Genomic DNA, 16,942 nt, shown 5'->3' with positions numbered 1-16,942 from the left:
TGGACTGGCCACGCAAACACGTGGGACGCAGGCTCGGCACGGCGCTCATCGCCGTGGCGGGCCTGCACGCCCCCACGGTCCATGCAGAAGAGCCGCGCACCACCTGCACCGCCACGTTGGCCGGACGGCGCGTCATGGTCCGTTCCGAAGCCTTCGACTTCGTCTCACCCGAGCTGGACCGGTTGGTGCGACTGGGCATGGCAGGGAAGCTGGAGGTGGAGCTGACGCTCTGGCAACGCAACACCGTCTGGTTCGACGCGCGAATGGACACCGCCCGTCTGACGCAGGTGCTCGCCTTCACCAAGGGCGCCTACGTGCTGGATGGACGCCCCCTGCCAGAAGGCCCGTCCGCACTGACGCTGGAGCGCGTGGCGTGGACCTTGGAAAAAAGGCCCGAGCCCGGCGCGCGCTATGAAGTGCGCATCAGCGTCCGCCTTCACGTCGTGACCGCCGCGAGCCTGGGCCGGGTGGCCGCGTGGCTCACGCAGGGGAAGCAAGCCCCGGGCGAGGAAGGCAACACCCTCACGGGCACCGTGCTGCTTCGCTCGGTGGCCGAGGACCTCGCCCGCGGCGCCAGTGCGCGCTGTGACGTCACCCGGCCGCCCTGAGCCACGGCCGCGCCGCACATCCGTCATGAACCCATCGAGCGCCCGGCCATCAGGCCGAGGCCAGGAGTCCCGTCATGCGACGTTGGCTGTCCTTGCTGTTCGCCCTGGCCGCTGGGTGTGCTCCGTCGCCACCCGCGTTCCCCGACCACGACGTCCAGGTCTTCGCGCCTCCGGGCATCGAGGCCCGGGGAAGCCGCGTCCCCGTCCTCTACGTGGAGGCGGAAAGGGCGCTGTACTTCCCCCAGGGCGTCGGAGGCGGAGGCTCACGGTACCCGGTGGTGCCCAGCCCTGCCGAGCTGCTGGCCCTGGGGCGACGCACCGACATCATCATCGTCACCGTCGCCCCAGGTCCGTCCACCGCCCACGCGGCTATTGCCGCGCCATGACCGTGTTCGCCTCCGTCGCGGCGTCGTGGACGTGCTCACCCGACACGTCCACCACCACCTCCGTCAGCGTCCCGCCCTTGAAGGCGAAGGGCGGCTGGTACTGCTGACTCACCGGTGAGTTCTCGTCTCGGCCGCATGTCAGCCCCTCGCCCAGGCTGATGAGCAGCGGCATGGTCTCCGAGATGTCGCGCTGCGCCACCAGGTCTCCGTTGATGAAGAGGCGCCCCAGCCCCGGCGCGCCCCGGCCCGCGGGCAGGTCAGGCGTCCCCGTGGGCTGGAACTCGAAGCGCAGCTCCGCGTGTCCCTTCGGCACGTCCACGGCGGACTCCAGGTGGAACTCCTTCTCTCCCACGAAGTTGTAGACGTAGTGCAGCTTCCCGTCCTTGACGAAGAGCGAGTACCCGCCCGTCAATCCACCGTGGCAGAGCAACACGCCCTCGACGCCGTCCTCCACCTCCACCCGCGCGGTGATGGCGTGGGCACGATTGAGGACGTGCACCGCCACGTTCTCCGGCGCGGGTGAGGTATTCGGCCGGTAGACGTAACGCTCCCGCTCCCGCGAAATCTGCGGCCGTTCCACGGCGAAGAGTTCGCGGGACGGCGTTATCAGCGGAAGCACATCGTACCGGCCCGCCTCGACGTACCAACGGGCAATCATCTCGATGAGCTTGTCGCGCTCCTGCGCGGCCACGTTCCGCGTCTCCGAGCAGTCCTCCGCCACGTGGTACAGCTCCCAGCCCTCCGTATCGAACTCGCGCAGTCTGGCCTCGGTGAGCTTCAGCATGCCGAACGGCTCGTGCGACTCCGTGAAGGACGGTCCGGGGAACGGGCACACCGCCCGCCATCCGTCGTGGTACAGGGCCCGGTGGCTGAACATCTCGAAGTACTGCGTGTGGTGCCGGCTCTCCGCGTCCGCGTCTTGGAAGGAGTACTTGAAGCTGACGCCTTCGATGGGTGACTGCGTGACGCCGCGAAGCTCCGTGGGCGGGTCGATGCCCAGGCAGTCCAGCACCGTGGGCACCATGTCGATGGCGTGGCAGTACTGAGAGCGAATCTCGCCCCGCGCCTGGATGCCTCGGGGCCAGTGGACGATGAAGGGGTCCGTGGTACCACCCCGATACGTCTCGCGCTTCCACCGTTTGAAGGGCGTATTGCCCGCCCAGGCCCAGCCCCAGGGATAGTGGTTGAAGTGGCGCGGTCCGCCCAGCTCGTCCAGCGCCGCCAGGTTCTGCTCCAGCGACTCCGGCGCGTTGTTGAAGAACTTCAGCTCATTGACGGAGCCATGCAGGCCACCCTCCGGACTGGCGCCATTATCGGAGATGACCATGACGAGCGTGTTCTCCAGCTCCCCGCTCGCTTCCAGTGACTGGATGAGCCGGCCGATGTGGTGGTCCGTGTGCTCCAGGAAGCCCGCGAACACCTCCATCATCCGCGCATAGAGCCGCCGCTCCTCCGCAGACAGACTGTCCCAGTCCTGCACGTCCGGGTCATGGCGCGACAACCGGGTGCCCGGTGGCAGCACGCCTGTCTCGAGCTGACGCCGGAAGACCTTCTCGCGGTAGGCATCCCAGCCGTCGTCGAACTGGCCTTTGTAGCGGTCCGCCCATTCCCGGGGGACATGGTGGGGCGCATGCATGGCGCCGGTGCAGAAGTAGAGGAAGAAGGGCTTGTCGGGCGCCACCTGCTTGGCGTCGGCGATGAAGCCGATGGCCCGGTCCACCAGGTCCTCCGTCAGGTGGTAGCCCTCCTCGGGTGTCTTCGGTGGCCGGACCTGATGGTTGTCGTGAACGAGGTCGGGGTAGTACTGGTGCGTGTCGCCCCCGAGGAAGCCGTAGTACCGCTCGAAGCCGCGGCCCAGGGGCCAGCGTGAGTAGGGCCCCGCGGCGCTCGTCTGCTCCGCGGGAGTGAGGTGCCACTTGCCCACGCAGTAGGTGTTGTAGCCGTGCCCAGCCAGCATCTCGGAGAGGAAGCCATTCTCGAAGGGGATGGTGCCGTTGCGGCCGGGGTAGCCCACGGAGATTTCGGTGATTCCCGCCATGCCATTGGAGTGGTGGTTGCGGCCGGTGAGGATGCACGAGCGCGTGGGCGAGCAGAGCGCGGTGGTGTGCATGTTGTTGTAGCGCAGCCCACCCTTCGCCAACCGGTCCAGGTTCGGCGTGCGGATGGGCGAGCCATAGCAACCGAGCTGACCGAAGCCCGTGTCGTCCAGGACGATGAAGAGGACGTTGGGTGCCCCCGGCTTCGCGCGCAGCGGCGCGGGCCAGGCAGGCGAGGACTCCTCATCCGTCCGGCCGATGACACCAGGGAATGGCGTTCCGGGAAGGTATTCCTTGAGCGACATGGCGCGGCCTCCACGAGGACGCGCGGGAATGAACGTGCCGCGGACCCTCGTGGAGGGAGATGCACATGGGGACCGACAATGCCCCCTGGCCTTCAGGCGGACACGAGCAGGCGGAACACCGCATGCCAAGGGCGCTCACCGCGTCAGAAGACCTCCTCCATGGGCGCCTGGAATGGAACGCGGCAGCCGGCGGCTACAGCCAGCTCACCTCACGCCGGCCCAGCTCCGCCAGCACGCGCTCCGCGGCCCGCACACCAAACCAGTTCGCCTCTTCGAAGAGACCCATGCCGCCCAGGTCCGAGTGCGCGAAGTGCAGCGAGTTCCCCAGGCTCTCCCCCGCGGCCTGCTTCGCCTGCCCCCACATGAAGCCCGGTGTGGGCCGCACCATGGCGTGGCCCCAGCGCTGGACCTCCAGCCGCTGCGCCTGTCCGGCGATGCCAGGGTGCGCGGGCAGCATGTCCGCCATCACCAGGGCCTCCCAGTCCGCGTAGCTGGCCGACAGCGCCTTCTCGCGCTCGGCCTTCACGTTCGCGCCGTCCATGGGCAGGTACCAGGTGAGCACCGTGGGGCCCTGCTCGTCCTGGCGCAGCGTCTGGTGCGTGGCCACCACGTAGCCCAGGCTGCGGCTCTCATAGAAGACGTTGTCCCAGGCCAGCGGAAAGCCCCGCGAGTGCGGCGGCGACGACAGCGTCAGGTTCGCCACCACCCACGGCCCATACGTGAAGCCATTCAGCCACGCCGGACGCTCCCGGCGCCACGGCGCCACCACGTGCGCGGCGATGAAGCGCGGACACGCCAGCACCACCTGCCGCGCCAGGAAGGCCCGGGGCTTGCCCGAGCCCGCCTCCAGCGCGTCCACACGGCAGCCGCCCTCCACGGGCTCCACGGTGTGCACCAGCACGTTGCGCTCCACCGCGCCGTTCGGCAGCGCCGACACGAGCTGCCGCACCAGCCGGCCATTGCCTTCGGGCCAGCTCAGGTAGCCCTCGCTGCGCTCGCCATTCCCGTCCTGCCGCGCGGTGAAGTACCAGATGCCGGCCCAGGCGGAGACATGCTCGGCGGTGGTCCCGAAGTCGTCGCGGCACGCGTAGTCCACCACCCACTTCAGCCGCGCGGAGCGGAAGCCCTCGCGCTCCATCCAGGCCGCCATGCTCAGCGCGTCCAGCGCCGTCCACTCGGCGTCGTCACTGGAAAGGCCGGAGGGCACCGCGAAGGCCCGGCGCCCCTTCGCGTCTCGCGCGGAGGCGAAGCCGTTCATCCGCGCCTCGAAGCGCCGCAGCTCCTCCAGGTCCTCCACGCTGGCGCCCGCGTGCAGGTAGAGCCCTTCGTACCAGTGGCCCCGGTAGAAGAAGCGCTCCTCCGGCTCGTGGATGAGCAACGACTCCTCGAAGCGAGGCCGACCCGCGTCATCCACGTCGGTGACGGCCCCCATCTCCCGCAGCAGCCGGACAACAGGACCCCGGTCCTCCAGCGGCGCCGGCAGGTAGTGCGCGCCCCATGGGTACGCGGAGATGGCGTTGCGCCCGGAGCGAGACGTGCCTCCCGGCTCCGCCTCCAGCTCCAGCACCCGCACGCCTCGCACGCCCGCGCTCGCCAGCCGCCAGGCCGCGGACAGGCCCGCCACGCCCGCGCCCACCACCAGCACCTCCACGGGCTCCACGATGTCCGCGCGGGGCAGCGGCCCGCCGCGCAGCCGGTGCCCCAGCTCCACGGCCTGGTCCACCACCGCGCCGGGCACACGCTCCCGTGGCCCTGACTTCCGGCACGCGCTGGCCGCCACCGCGGAACCGAGGAACGCGGCGACCAGCTCCCGCCGCGTCAGTTCCACCGCTGCCACTCCGCCTCGTAGTAGTGCACCAGCACCTGGTTGTTCAGCCGGTTCACCTCCACGGGCAAGGGCCCCATGTCCGGAGGGAACTGGGTGAGTGACGCCATCGTCGCGTCGTCCAGGAACAGCAGCCCTTCGGGCAGCGGCCGGTGCCGGGCGGGCGGCTCGTGCGCAATCAGCACGTAGCCCCACTCACCGAACGACGGCACCAGCGCGTGGTACGGCTCCGTCCAGAAGCCCGCGGCCTTGAGCGTCGTCTCCACGCACCAGAAGGAGCGCCGGGCGAACAGCGGGCTGGTGCTCTGCACCACCGCCACGCCGTCCGGCGCGATGCGCTTCTTGAGCAGCTTGTAGAAACCCGTGGTGTACAGCTTCCCCAGCGCGAAGTTGTTCGGGTCCGGGAAGTCCACCACCACCACGTCGTACTGCGCGCCGCCCTCGGTGAGGAACTGCATCGCGTCCCCGTTGACCACCCGCATCCGCGGGTCCGTCATCGCGTGGCGGTTCAGCTTCGCCAGCTCCCCGTAGTTCGTCGCCAGCCCCGTAATCGCCGGGTCCAGGTCCACCAGCGTGACGGAGCGGACCTCCGGGTAGCGCAGCACTTCCCGCGCGGCCAGGCCGTCCCCACCGCCCAGGATGAGCACGTTCTCCACCTTGCCCGCGCGCACCATGGCCGGGTGCACCAGGGACTCGTGGTAGCGGTACTCGTCCAGGCTGGCGAACTGGAGGTTGCCGTTGAGGAACAGCGAGAAGCCCCGCTTGCCGCGCGTGAGGATGATGCGCTGATACGGCGAGCTGGACGCGTGGACCACGTCATCCGCGTAGAGCTGGTCCTCGTAGAAGGTGGTGAGCCGGTCGCCCATGACGAAGCCCACCAGCAGCAGCACCGTCAGCCCCACCGCCTTGATGCGCAGCCGCAGCGGGTTGCCCAGCAGCGGCGCCAGCAGCCAGGTGCTCCACAGCGCCACCGCCGCGTTCAGCACGCCGAACAGCAGGGACGTGCGCACCAGGCCCAGCTTCGGCACCAGCAGCAGCGGGAAGGCCACGCTGGCCGCGAGCGCGCCCACGTAGTCCAGCGACAGCACCTGGCTGATGAGGTCCTTGAACTTGACCTGGTCCTTCAGGATGCGCAGCAGGAGGGGAATCTCCATGCCCACCAGCGCGCCAATGGCAATCACGCTGCCGTACAGCGCCACCTGGAACAGGTCCGTCAGCGTGAAGGTGAGGAACAGCACCGGCGCGCAGATGCCGCCCAGCAGCGCCACCGCCAGCTCCACCTCCACGAAGCGCTGCGCCACCCCGCGCTCGATGTAGCGCGACAGGTAGCTGCCAATGCCCATGGCGAACAGGTAGCCGCCAATGACGGTGGAGAACTGGGTGATGGAGTCGCCGAGCAGGTAGCTCGCGAGCGCCCCGACGACGAGCTCATAGATGAGCCCGCACGTCGCGATGACGATGACGGTGATGTACAGCAGCGTCTTGTTCACGGCGTCACTTCACTTCGCACAGGCATGGGCGTGCTGCGCGCGCACTCATCCGCTGATGGCCGCGGCCACGATGATGGCCAGACCGATGATGAAGGAGCCGATGACGATGCCCACCGCCGTGTTCTGGTCGGCCTCCAGCTCCTTGTGCACGTCGAACGGCATGATGAGGCGGATGACATAGAAGCCCGCCACGAACACCGCCAATCCGATGAGCGAGTAGATGATGCTCGCCAGCACACCCTGAACGCTGACCACCACGCCAAGTAACAACATCACTTCCCTCCCATGTAGCCGCCAGTCCACAGCAGGACGCCGCCCGGCCCACGCCGGACATTGCCCGGTACCTTGTCCCGCTCTTCCTTCGTGAAGGGGGACCAGCCCGAAATCGTCAATGCCGCGTAGCCCAGCAGCACCAGTCCTCCAAACCACTTCATGACGCGCCTCCGTCACGTTTGACGACTCAAACCTAGACGTTGCTCTCCGCCCAGCGCCGCGTCTCGAAGCTGTGCGAGCGATACAACGCCACCACCGGCCCCACCACCATCAGCCCCAGCGCGAAGCAGAACCAGCTCGAGTTGGGCGTGTCGTGGATGACCTTCACCCGGTACGTCATGGGCCGCGGCCGCCTCGGGTTCGCCGTGAAGCTCGCCGTCGTGCGCAGCGCGTACTTCCCGGCGGGCACCGGCGACAGGTAGGTGCTGGTGGACATGTTGCTTTCGGTCCACTCGCCGTCGCCGTCGTTGCCGCGGTAGTAGCTCAGCTCTTCATAGAAGAGGACCACGTCGTTCGTGTCCTGGTTCACCAGGTCGCCCTGGATGCCCAGCCACTCGTTGAAGGGCGTGCCGCTGATCTCCACGCGCATGTTGCCGCGCTTGGGCAATTCGAAGGGCTCGCTGAAGTGCATGGCCGCGGGCGTGCCTGGCGCGGCATCCGGCGGTATCACCACCGCCTCGTCCAGGACGACCGCCTTCGCGGCGGACAAGGACAGCACGGCCGACAGCACGAACAACGCCAGTATCCAGAGGCCCGTCCAGACGAAGACGGAGCGCAGCCCCGACTGGTGCGGGTTCGGCTGGCTGGGGGCGATGCCCTCCCGCTGAGGCATCGGCTCCTTCAAGCCGAAGGCCTCCTTCACCACCTCGGGCTCCAGGTACTCGCCGTGGGTGTACGACACCTCGTCGTCCGTGGCGTCCACGTTCACCGAGTACGGCGCGGCGACGTACTCCGACGCCTCGGCCCGCTCGCCCACCCTCACCGTCCAGTAGAACTCCCCCAACACCTTGTCCGTGACCGCGGTGACGTGCTGGAAGCACTTGTAGCGGCGGTGCTCGTAGAAGGCGGCGACGTCGGGCGACAGCGACACGTCACCCGCGGGCAGCGGCTTCAGGAACACCCAGTGGCCATTGGAGTTCATCAGCCAGACGAAGCCGCGCGACGCGTTGTAGAGGAGGAACTCCTCCCACGGGTAGCGCACGCCCTCCACGGTGCACGAACGCTCCAGGTAGCCGATGCAGATCCACTCCGCGCCATCCAGCTTCCCCTTGGTTCCCAGGGGAATGATGAGCGGCCGGCTCGGCTTCTCCAGCATGCGCAGGAAGGACAGCTTGCCCTGGCGCGCGTCCAGCAGCGCGCCGCAGTAGGGGCACGCCACGCGCAGCGTCTTGTCCGGCGCGCGCAGGTCCAGGTTGCCGTTGCACTGCGTGCAACGGGCCTGCTGCAGCTCCACCTTGCGCACGCGGGGCCGGAGCTGCCCGGCCGGGATGCCCAGCTGCTCCAGCTTCAGCGCCTCGCCGACGAAGACCTCGGGCGAGTGCCCACGCGTGCCGAAGTCGAGCGTGAGGAAGGAGCCCTTGGGCCCCGTGGCGTCCACGTACCAGGCGTCCTGCGTGGGGTCCACGTCGCTGGGGAGCTGACCCGCGGCGGCCACCACGCGGCCATGGCCACGCTCCTCGATGACCCACGCGCGGTCGCGCAGGTGCAACCGCTCTCCCGGGTGCAGGTCCTCCAGCCCCACGCCCTCTTCGGGCCCCATGTCGAACATCAGGTGGAAGGCGCCCTCGGACTCGCTGAGCCACCCGGTGCGGCCGTCCGCGAACTCCACGTACCACTCGTCCCAAGGCCCCGCGCCGTGGTCCTTCTGCAGGTGGCCGACGATGGTGTACGCCACCTTGCGGTAGCGCCCCTCCGCGCGGAGCTGCAACGGCGAATCAGTGGGGACGATGCTGCCAATCTTCCCGTGGGACTCGAAGTCCAGGCCCTTGCGCGCCACCACCGTCTGGCAGTAGCCGCACACCACCACCTGCGCCGAGCCGGCGGTGAACTCCACCATCGCACCGCACGATGGACACTTCCCCTGCGTCACGCCGTCACCCCTCGCTTCAGCTCACGCACCACGCACGCCGTCGCGCCCAGATGGCGCGTCAGCAGCGCCTCGAAGTCCGGACGCTGGCGCTCACGGCAGCAGTACACGTTGAGCGCGGCGAACCCGTGCTCGGGAAATGTGTGGATGCCCAGGTGGCTTTCGGCCAGCAGCGCCAGCCCGGTGACGCCACCAGGCTCCGGGAACACGTGCCACTGCGGCTGGCCCACGACCTTCAGGTCCAGCACGACGATGAGCTCCTCGAAGAGCGCCGCCAGTGCCGCCGCGTCCTTGAGGCTGCCAGGCACGCAGCCGCTGGCGTCAACCAGCCATTCCTGTCCGGTGGTCAGCTTCGAAATCCTCCGTCCCCGGACGTCTTATCACGGGCCCTTCCTCGCGTCCGGCCTCATGTCACCCCCTGGAACGCACGGCGCCTCGTTGGCGCCCGCCTCGGGCTTCCCGGTACGCTGCCTTTCAAGATGACGCCGTCGCAGACCGATGCCCCACACGCTCCGTCCACCCCCGCCGCGGCCCCGAGCGCCATCGCCCGGCTCACTCGCACGCTGCGCGGACTGCCTCCCGCCGAGCGCTGGTGGGGCCCTGGCTGCGCGGGCATGGCTGGCTGGCTGAAGCGGGCGGCGCAGTCCCTTCCCCCCGAGGACCTCACGCCCCGCTTCCATGCGCTGCTCGCGCGCGTCCGCCAGGGGCTGCCGGTGCTGCCGGAAGAGGCCCGGCGCCACCAGTACGTGCTGGTGCGCGGCATGCTGGGAGACGAGCTGCCCGGCTACCTGCTGGACAACGTGCAGCGGCTGGAGCGCCGGGGACTGAGCGTGCGCGAGGCCGCGGTGGACACCGAAGGGCTGCTCGCGGACAACGTGGCGGTGCTCCGCGAGGTGCTGCGCGACGCGGAGTACTTCGGCCGCAGCGTGGTGATGGTGGGGCACAGCAAGGGCGGCGTGGAGTGCACCGCCACGCTGGCGCTCTACCCGGAGCTGCGCCATGTGGTGCGCGCGGTGGTGACGCTCCAGGCGCCGTATGGCGGCTCATCCATCGCGCACGACCTGGCCACCACGCCCCGGCTCCGGCGGCTCATCGACTTCGCCTTCCCGCTGCTGTTCCACGGCGTGTCCCGTTCCGTGGAGGAGCTGTCCTATCCCCAGCGGCAGGCCTTCATCCAGCAGCACCCCTACCCCGCCGACATCCCCACCGTGTCGCTGGCCACCTCGCGGCTGTCGCGCACCTCCACGCTGTACCCGCTCCAGCGCTACCTGCACGAGCGCTACGGGTACCAGGCGGACGGCATGGTGACGGCGGTGGACGCGGAGGTGCCCGGCGCGCGCGTGGTGCGGTTGCACGACATGGACCACGCGGAGGCCGCGCTGCGCGGCCTGCCGGGCCTGGTCCGCTACCACCCGGGCGACCTCACCGAGGTGATGGTCGCCCTGGCGTTGGAAGCGCGCTGAGCCTCACGCCGCGGCGGGCGTCAGCGTCACCTTCTTCATCACGTGGTCGATGGTGGAGAAGCGCAGCGCCATCTCGTACAGGCGGCGAGCCAGCGCCTCGTCCTCCTTCACCGCCACGCCCAGCTCCTGCCGGTTGACGCCCGTGAGGTTCGCGAGGTCCTCCAGCATGGCTTCCGTCGCCGCGCGGTCCGGCTGGATGCCGTCGCGTTCGGCGATGGCTCGCAGGACCAGTGCCAGCGTGATGCGGTACGCCGCATCCATGCGGGTCAGCGGATCCTGCAGCCAGCCCTCCAGCGCTTCCTGAAGCTCGTCGGGCTGGAAATCCTTGCGCTGGAGGATGGGCCGCTCGGCCTCCGCCCAGCGCTGGCGAATCTCCTCGTCCACCAGCGCGGCGGACAGCTCCACCGGCGTGCGGTCCACGAGCACGTCCATGACGCGCTCCTGGGTCAACCGGTCGACGTCGGCGAGCCGCTCCTGGGCCAGTTCGTCGCCCAGCTTGCGCATGATGTCCGTGATGGAGCCCATGCCCAGCCGTGACAGCAACTCCGGCGAGTCATCGTCCAGCAACTTCAGCTCTCGCGCCGCCTTCACGCTCACGAGGAAGCGGGCCGACTGCCCCCGCAGCGCCTCCACGGGATAAGTGTCCGGCAGCGTCAGCTCGATGCCGACCGACTGGCCCACCTTCGCCCCCGCCAGTGATTCGAAGAAGCCGGGCAGCCCCGGATCCGCCGCGACGCGCACCCACCAGTTCTCCCGGACCGAGAAGGGCATCAGCCGATTGTTGGCGAAGCCCAGCACGTCCACGAGCACGTCGTCCTCGAGCGCCACATCCTCGCCCGGCTGACGCTCGCGGACGTCTGCGTGCCGGCGACGGAGCGCATCGAAGCGGTCCACGAGTTCCTGCTCCGTCAATGGCGCAGGCGCCACCTGGGCCACCGACACCCCCTCCAGGGAAGGAGCCTCCACCGTGGGAAGCTCCACCGGCTCGGTGCTGTCGAGCTGCAGCGCCGCCGGCATCTTCTTCATGATGCCAAGCGCATGAAGCTCTGCCAGCGAACGGGCATTCTTACGACCGCCCTGCGAATCATCATGGGTCGTCATGGTCTCTCGCTCCGCCCCCTCGGATAGCACAACGCTCCGGCAGGCCCTAAGCCCCCCGGAGCGTTGAGATTGACGACGCGGCGCTTCCTAGAAGAAGGAGCCGATGAAGCCAGACACGGTGGAGACGGCCGCCCCCACCTGGCTCACGACCGGGATGTTGGTCGCGGCGGCGATGGACCCCAGCGCCGTCACTCCAGCGGTAATCTTCTTTCCAGCCGACGCGTTCGGGTCCGTGATGGTGTTCACGGCCGCCACGGTATCCGCCGCGGCGATGGCGACGTTGAGGCCCGGGGTGAAGCGGCCCGCGGCACGCGCCACCGCGGTGCCACCGCCCTGCACCGCGGCGCGCGCGGCGGTGCCAGCCGTGCGGGCGGCGCCCTCGAGTCCGCGCTCGGCGACCTCGGCGGCCGCGCGGCGCACGACCTGACGCGACGCACCTTCCAGCGCCGTGTTGGCGGCGGTGGTGGCCACGCGGTTGGCGGCGGCACGCGAGGCCTCCGGGGCCGCGGCGGTGAAGGCGGTGCGAGCCGCGTTGGTGGCAGCGCGGTAGTTGCTGACATTGCCCGCGAGGCTCAGGCCATCCCGCGCCGCCATCAGCCCCGTGGAGAGCGTGCCCGAGGCGGTGCCCACCGCCTCACGGACGTTCGCTTCGGTCGGGTTGCGAAGCGCATCGCGCACGTCACGGAACGTCTCGATGGCTCCGGTGGGGAGCTGCGCCACATTGGCCGCGAGGCTGACGGCACCGGCGCCGCGCGCGAGGCGGGTGTTCGCCCCTTCGACGACGGGGCCATTGCCGCCCGGCAGGTTGATGGGGCCGAAGCGGCGGGGCCCGAAGGCGTCACGCACCTGCGTGGCGACAGCGGCATCCGAGACAGAGCGGAGCCCAGTGGCGGCCTGCGTCACGCGGTTGTGCGCGTCCTCGAACCGGTCGGACTGCCCGGGACGGGCCTCCGTACGGGCCGGAGGAGGAGGCGGCGGCGGAGTCGGACGCGCCGTCGCGGGAGGCGGCGGGACGGGACGGGGCTCGTTGCGGCGAATCGGAGGCGCCATGGAGTGTGCTCCTACGGGAACTTGAAGGGCTTTATGAGGCTCTACCCGGATCATCGGGCTTTCTGGTGAATTGTTGTGTCCAGACTCACAGACCTTGCCGATTTTCACTCCGGGTATTTGACAGATACCGACCGATGACCCCGTAAGCCCCTGGAATCCATTGGAAAAGGGGCTAAGGTCCGCGCGCCATGCGGACCCAATTCCTGACGACTGTCCTCCTCTGCCTCACCCTCACCGCCTGCAAGGACTCCGACAAGAAGGAATCCATGGGGGGTGGTACCCCGCCTTCCGCGACGACGCCGGCGAAGCCCACGGCGCCGTCCGCCGCCGAGGTGCCGGCCGCGGCGCCCCCCTCCGAGGCCGCCTCGGGTGAATGGACGAAGAAGGTCCAGGCGGGCCAGGACGTCTACGCCACTCTCGAAACGAACCAGGGCGCCATCGTCGTGCGCCTCTTCTCCAAGGATGCCCCCAAGACGGTGGCCAACTTCGTGGGCCTGGCCACGGGCGAGAAGGCCTGGACGGACCCGAAGACGGGCCAGCGCGTGGAGGGCAAGCCGCTGTACGACGGCGTCATCTTCCACCGGGTGATTCCGGGCTTCATGATTCAGGGCGGCGACCCCACGGGCACCGGCCGCGGCGACCCGGGCTACCGCTTCGAGGACGAGTTCCAGAGCGGCCGGACCTTCAACAAGAAGGGCCTGCTGGCCATGGCCAACGCCGGCCCCGGCACCAACGGCAGCCAGTTCTTCATCACCACCTCCACGCCGGACTACCTCAACAACCGTCACACCATCTTCGGTGAAGTGGTGTCGGGCTACGACGTGGTGGAGAAGATTTCCAACGTGCAGCGCGACCCGCGCGACAAGCCCCTGGAGCCGGTCGTCATCCAGAAGATTGCGATGAGCGACCAAGCGCCGGCCGGCAGCGGGAACTGACGATGGAACGCGCCCTGCGCCACGTGGCCACACGGCTGGGTGAGCTGGACTGCCACGTCATCGACGCGCTCCCCGAGGGCGCGACGCCCGAACTGGTCGTCGTCCTCTCCCATGGCCTGGGCGCGCCCGCCACCGACCTGGTGCCCCTGGGGCCGGAGTTGATGGCGTTCCAGCCGGCGCTGGCGGACCGCGTGCGGTTCGTCTTCCCCGGCGGGCCCATGGCCTGGGCGCACGGAGGACGCGCCTGGTTCCCCCTGCCCGACGCGGTGATGCGGGGGGAGCAGCGCGACTGGGAGCAGTTCGCGCGCGACGTGCCGCCGGGCATGCCCGCCGCGCGCAGGGCGCTGATGAGCACCGTGGACGCGCTGTGCGCCGCGATGAAGCTGCCCTACGGGCGCATCGTGCTGGGCGGCTTCAGCCAGGGCGGCATGGTGTCCACGGACGTGGCCCTGCGCCTGGATGAGCCGCCCGCCGGGCTGTGCATCCTCTCCGGCACGCTGACGTCGGAGCCGGAGTGGCGCCCCCGCGCCCAGGGCCGCACGGGGCTGCCCGTGTTCCAGGCCCACGGGCGCTACGACCCACTGCTTCCCCTGGACAGCGCCGAGCGACTGCGGGACCTGTTCGTGGCGTCGGGCCTCACCGTGGACTTCCACGCCTACGACATGCCGCACGCCATCGTCACCGAGGAACTGGAGGCCCTGGCCGCGTTCCTCGCCGCGCGGCTGGGAGGACGCTGAGCCATGTTCCACGCGAAGGAGCTCACGGTGTCCAGCCGGGGCCGCGGCTTCACCGACATCACCGCGGACGTCCAGCGCGCCGTCGCGGAGAGCGGCGCCCGCCAGGGGCTGTGCACCGTGTTCCTTCACCACACGAGCGCGTCCCTGCTGCTGTGTGAGAACGCGGACCCGGACGTGCGCCAGGATTTGGAGTCCTTCTTCTCGCGGCTGGTGAAGGACGGGGACCCGCTCTTCGTCCATGACGCGGAGGGACCAGACGACATGCCCGCGCACGTGCGCACCGTCCTCACGCAGAACGCGCTGAACATCCCGGTGAAGGACGGCCGCGCGGACCTGGGGACGTGGCAGGGCGTCTACGTCTGGGAGCACCGGACCTCGCCGCACCGGCGCCGCGTCACCGTGTCCGTGGTGAGCTGACCGCTACGGCGCGCCCCCCTGCGTCGCGGCGACCGCCACCTTGCGCGGCTTGCCCGTCGGCCGGGCCTGACCGCGGATGCGAATCCACGAGCCCGGCGCGTCCTCCGTCGCGTGGACCATGGACCAACCGACGGGCACCTGCGGCGCGGCCCAGGCATAGAGCGCTCGGGCGTCCTTCGGCGACAGGTTGACGCAGCCGTGGCTCATGGGCTGGCCGAAGCGGTCGTGCCAGTAGGCCGTGTGCAGCGCGTAGTCGTCCTGGAAGAACATGGTCCAGGGCACCGTGGCCACGCGGTAGGTGTCGTTGCCGGCGGTGCCGCTGCCTGTCATGTCGGCCTCCGCGAATTTGATCCAGATGCGGAACAGCCCCTCCGGCGTGTCCGTGCCCTGCTTCCCGGAGGAGATGAGCGTCGCGTACACCGGCCGCTCGCCTTCGTAGGCCACCAGCACCTGGGCATCCAGGTCCACGTCCAGCCAGCGAGAGCCGGGCTCCACCTGCGGCGGCGCGTGTGAGAACCAGGCGACGTGCAGGTCGTCTCGCGCCACCCATTGGTCCTCCGCGATGCTCACCCAGTGGCCGTCCTCGGACAGCTCCTTCACTGCCACCAGCGTGCGTGGTGGCAGCACCGTTTCGCGGGCGGCCTTCGCGTCTGGCGCTGTCCGTACTTCCACGGCGGCGGAGGGGCGCGTGCGGGACTGGGCCCAGGCGAACGTCGGCGGCAGCTCGGCGATGGCCTCCGCGTTCACGCCTTCGTAGGAGGACGGCCGGTACTCGCGCAGCACCCGCGCCTCCAGGTACTGGCCGTCGGTGGTGCGCCAGTACGTCTTGCGGCGGATGCGGACCTGCCCACGGAGCTGTACGGATACGGAGCCCTTCAGCAGCACGCCCTTTCGCCGGGCGCGCGCCAGGGCGAGGCTGGGATAGGCGCGCACGCGCTTGCCTACGACCCGGGCGTAGATGCCGGGCGTCAGCTCGCCCTCGCGCAGCTTGGGGAGTTCGCGCACGCGGGGTTCGCGGAAGTTGGGCTCCAGGTAGCGCTCGCAGACCCAGCCGCGCGGCTCAATCTGAATCCAAGCCTCGCAGTCCGGGCCGCGCACCGCCGTTTCGCCCTGCCAGCGCACGCGCATGTCCTGCGCCACGGTGCCCAGTGCGGGTGCGTCCTGCCGAGGCTCCTGGCGGACCACGATGGAGCGGCGCACCCGCAGCGAGCCCGCGTCCGGAGCGAAGGGCACGGTGTACGTTCCTCCGTCCTCCGCGCCGCTCACGGGCTCCAGTCCCGGGTCGACGTCTTCGAGCACCAGCCCCGTGTCCTCGAGCGGCTCGCCGTCCGGGCCGAGCACCAGTTCCTCGCCCGGGTGCAGTTCGTCCGGGATGACGGTGAGCTGCTCGGGCAGAGGGAGTTCCTCTCCGCCCGGCGTGTCCTCTTCCTCCTCGGACGGGGCAAGGTCGTCCAGGGCGGGGTCGATGGCCAGCGCCGGCACCTCGTCGCGCGCCTCGGCCGAACCCTCATCATGCGTGCGGCGCGGCGGAGACAGCGTCGCCTCGGCCGAACCCTCAACGCCGCCGTCAGTCCCCGCATCCGCCGCGGTGCGCTGCCACGCCGCGAACAGCGCATCCGCGGCCGTGCGCCGGTCATCCTCGGGGAGGTCCTCAGGAGCGTTGGTATCGGCGTGAGGTGCGCGGACCTCCACGCCGTCTCCTGGCGTCCCTGGGCCAGCGCCGCCGTCGAACGCCGCGGCCCTGGGTGCCGACACAGATGCACTCAGCGTGTCACCGCGTTCCTCCGCGCCCCAGGGCGCGGGCACTCTCGCCACTGAGGCATCGGGCGAGGTGTCCTCCGGGCCGGGAGGCGGCGTGCAGGCAATTCCAGGCAGCAGCAGAACGAGCGGAAGCCAACGGCGCATGGACCTGACACGGTACGGAGGAGCGGCGGCACACTCAACGTCGGCCACGGTGCGCTCGCCTGCGTGCGGCTCCGTGTGAGTGGGCATTTCGTGCCATCGCAGCGGCCCTTGTCACACGCAGCGGAAATCACGGTCCGCGGCCCATGGCGCGCGCCAGGGCTCCCGCTCATCATCCCGCAGTGGGCCCAAGCGACGCGTCAGTGAAGACCGCCCGCGAATCACCCCGCACGCAGGCCAAGGCGGCGCGCCGGTGGAGACAGCCCCCGGAAGCCCGCAGCATCCCCGAGCCTGGCGCCCGGGTGTCCGCCTCCCCTGCCACCAGGCC

The 16,942-nt window shown here is 69.8% G+C and carries 16 protein-coding genes; 6 read left to right on the top strand and 10 right to left on the bottom strand.

Annotation, left to right across the window (positions count from 1 at the left end; all coding sequences use genetic code 11):
* Nucleotides 1-20 precede the first annotated feature (20 nt).
* Nucleotides 21-608 carry a hypothetical protein gene (locus tag FMP39_RS19930; RefSeq protein ID WP_228558147.1) on the top strand — a complete coding sequence of 196 codons (588 nt, stop codon included), beginning with the start codon at nucleotides 21-23 and terminating at the stop codon, nucleotides 606-608.
* A gap of 74 nt (nucleotides 609-682) precedes the next feature.
* Complete coding sequence (locus FMP39_RS19925) at nucleotides 683-994, top strand: hypothetical protein (RefSeq protein WP_141591914.1); 312 nt, start codon at nucleotides 683-685, stop codon at nucleotides 992-994.
* Here the strand turns inward: FMP39_RS19925 and FMP39_RS19920 are convergent.
* The 7 genes from FMP39_RS19920 to speD all read right to left on the bottom strand — a co-directional run bounded on the left by FMP39_RS19920 (nucleotide 978) and on the right by speD (nucleotide 9,317).
* Entirely contained in the window at nucleotides 978-3,335 is a 2,358-nt protein-coding gene (locus FMP39_RS19920) for an arylsulfatase (RefSeq protein ID WP_141591913.1), read from the bottom strand. The genes FMP39_RS19925 and FMP39_RS19920 overlap by 17 nt on opposite strands.
* Before the next feature lie 193 nt (nucleotides 3,336-3,528).
* Complete coding sequence (locus FMP39_RS19915; RefSeq protein WP_194858486.1) at nucleotides 3,529-5,163, bottom strand: NAD(P)/FAD-dependent oxidoreductase; 1,635 nt, start codon at nucleotides 5,161-5,163, stop codon at nucleotides 3,529-3,531.
* The gene (locus FMP39_RS19910) at nucleotides 5,154-6,650 is read right to left on the bottom strand and encodes a polyamine aminopropyltransferase (protein ID WP_141591911.1); all 1,497 of its coding nucleotides are present in this window, start codon (nucleotides 6,648-6,650) and stop codon (nucleotides 5,154-5,156) included. Before FMP39_RS19910 ends, FMP39_RS19915 begins: the two co-directional genes overlap by 10 nt.
* A gap of 45 nt (nucleotides 6,651-6,695) precedes the next feature.
* Nucleotides 6,696-6,923, bottom strand: coding sequence for a DUF350 domain-containing protein (locus FMP39_RS19905; protein WP_002635242.1), 228 nt, complete (start codon nucleotides 6,921-6,923; stop codon nucleotides 6,696-6,698).
* Nucleotides 6,923-7,084, bottom strand: coding sequence for a hypothetical protein (locus tag FMP39_RS37485; protein ID WP_020478251.1), 162 nt, complete (start codon nucleotides 7,082-7,084; stop codon nucleotides 6,923-6,925). Before FMP39_RS37485 ends, FMP39_RS19905 begins: the two co-directional genes overlap by 1 nt.
* Nucleotides 7,085-7,116: 32 nt before the next feature.
* Nucleotides 7,117-9,012 (bottom strand): DUF4178 domain-containing protein, encoded by a 1,896-nt coding sequence (locus FMP39_RS19900; RefSeq protein ID WP_141591910.1) that lies wholly within the window; start codon nucleotides 9,010-9,012, stop codon nucleotides 7,117-7,119.
* The gene (gene speD / locus FMP39_RS19895; protein WP_255508252.1) at nucleotides 9,009-9,317 is read right to left on the bottom strand and encodes an S-adenosylmethionine decarboxylase; all 309 of its coding nucleotides are present in this window, start codon (nucleotides 9,315-9,317) and stop codon (nucleotides 9,009-9,011) included. The genes FMP39_RS19900 and speD overlap by 4 nt, the downstream gene beginning before the upstream one ends.
* 171 nt (nucleotides 9,318-9,488) lie before the next feature.
* Here speD and FMP39_RS19890 point away from each other — a divergent pair, with 171 nt between their 5' ends.
* The gene (locus FMP39_RS19890; RefSeq protein ID WP_141591908.1) at nucleotides 9,489-10,472 is read left to right on the top strand and encodes a lipase; all 984 of its coding nucleotides are present in this window, start codon (nucleotides 9,489-9,491) and stop codon (nucleotides 10,470-10,472) included.
* A 3-nt stretch (nucleotides 10,473-10,475) separates the two neighbouring features.
* Here the strand turns inward: FMP39_RS19890 and FMP39_RS19885 are convergent, their stop codons facing one another.
* Nucleotides 10,476-11,573, bottom strand: a complete 1,098-nt coding sequence (locus FMP39_RS19885) for a peptidylprolyl isomerase (protein ID WP_141591907.1) — start codon at nucleotides 11,571-11,573, stop codon at nucleotides 10,476-10,478.
* Between the two features lie 87 nt (nucleotides 11,574-11,660).
* Nucleotides 11,661-12,623: a hypothetical protein gene (locus FMP39_RS19880; RefSeq protein WP_141591906.1), complete on the bottom strand. Its 963-nt coding sequence runs from the start codon at nucleotides 12,621-12,623 to the stop codon at nucleotides 11,661-11,663.
* 188 nt (nucleotides 12,624-12,811) lie between these two features.
* Here FMP39_RS19880 and FMP39_RS19875 point away from each other — a divergent pair, with 188 nt between their 5' ends.
* The 3 genes from FMP39_RS19875 to FMP39_RS19865 are packed head-to-tail and all read left to right on the top strand — an operon-like array spanning nucleotide 12,812 to nucleotide 14,712.
* Nucleotides 12,812-13,558, top strand: coding sequence for a peptidylprolyl isomerase (locus FMP39_RS19875; protein ID WP_141591905.1), 747 nt, complete (start codon nucleotides 12,812-12,814; stop codon nucleotides 13,556-13,558).
* Nucleotides 13,559-13,560: 2 nt separating this feature from the next.
* Nucleotides 13,561-14,295 carry an alpha/beta hydrolase gene (locus FMP39_RS19870; protein ID WP_141591904.1) on the top strand — a complete coding sequence of 245 codons (735 nt, stop codon included), beginning with the start codon at nucleotides 13,561-13,563 and terminating at the stop codon, nucleotides 14,293-14,295.
* A 3-nt stretch (nucleotides 14,296-14,298) separates the two neighbouring features.
* Nucleotides 14,299-14,712, top strand: coding sequence for a secondary thiamine-phosphate synthase enzyme YjbQ (locus FMP39_RS19865; RefSeq protein WP_090484856.1), 414 nt, complete (start codon nucleotides 14,299-14,301; stop codon nucleotides 14,710-14,712).
* A 3-nt stretch (nucleotides 14,713-14,715) separates the two neighbouring features.
* On the opposite strand, the gene FMP39_RS19860 is transcribed toward FMP39_RS19865, so the two are convergent.
* Complete coding sequence (locus FMP39_RS19860) at nucleotides 14,716-16,404, bottom strand: L,D-transpeptidase family protein (protein ID WP_141591903.1); 1,689 nt, start codon at nucleotides 16,402-16,404, stop codon at nucleotides 14,716-14,718.
* Between the last annotated feature and the right edge of the window lie 538 nt (nucleotides 16,405-16,942).

This window comes from Myxococcus sp. AB056, from assembly GCF_006547365.1.
In the GTDB taxonomy this organism is placed as follows: Bacteria; Myxococcota; Myxococcia; order Myxococcales; family Myxococcaceae; genus Myxococcus; species Myxococcus virescens.
This window is presented reverse-complemented; position numbering and strand designations above follow the sequence as displayed.

Coding starts and splice junctions, on each gene's coding strand:
- FMP39_RS19870 (WP_141591904.1), top strand. CDS start 13,561: ATGGAACGCGCCCTGCGCCACGTGGCCACACGGCTGGGTGAGCTGGAC.
- FMP39_RS19880 (WP_141591906.1), bottom strand. CDS start 12,623: ATGGCGCCTCCGATTCGCCGCAACGAGCCCCGTCCCGTCCCGCCGCCT.
- FMP39_RS19890 (WP_141591908.1), top strand. CDS start 9,489: ATGACGCCGTCGCAGACCGATGCCCCACACGCTCCGTCCACCCCCGCC.
- FMP39_RS37485 (WP_020478251.1), bottom strand. CDS start 7,084: ATGAAGTGGTTTGGAGGACTGGTGCTGCTGGGCTACGCGGCATTGACG.
- FMP39_RS19875 (WP_141591905.1), top strand. CDS start 12,812: ATGCGGACCCAATTCCTGACGACTGTCCTCCTCTGCCTCACCCTCACC.
- FMP39_RS19865 (WP_090484856.1), top strand. CDS start 14,299: ATGTTCCACGCGAAGGAGCTCACGGTGTCCAGCCGGGGCCGCGGCTTC.
- FMP39_RS19905 (WP_002635242.1), bottom strand. CDS start 6,923: ATGTTGTTACTTGGCGTGGTGGTCAGCGTTCAGGGTGTGCTGGCGAGC.
- FMP39_RS19885 (WP_141591907.1), bottom strand. CDS start 11,573: ATGACGACCCATGATGATTCGCAGGGCGGTCGTAAGAATGCCCGTTCG.
- FMP39_RS19920 (WP_141591913.1), bottom strand. CDS start 3,335: ATGTCGCTCAAGGAATACCTTCCCGGAACGCCATTCCCTGGTGTCATC.
- FMP39_RS19925 (WP_141591914.1), top strand. CDS start 683: ATGCGACGTTGGCTGTCCTTGCTGTTCGCCCTGGCCGCTGGGTGTGCT.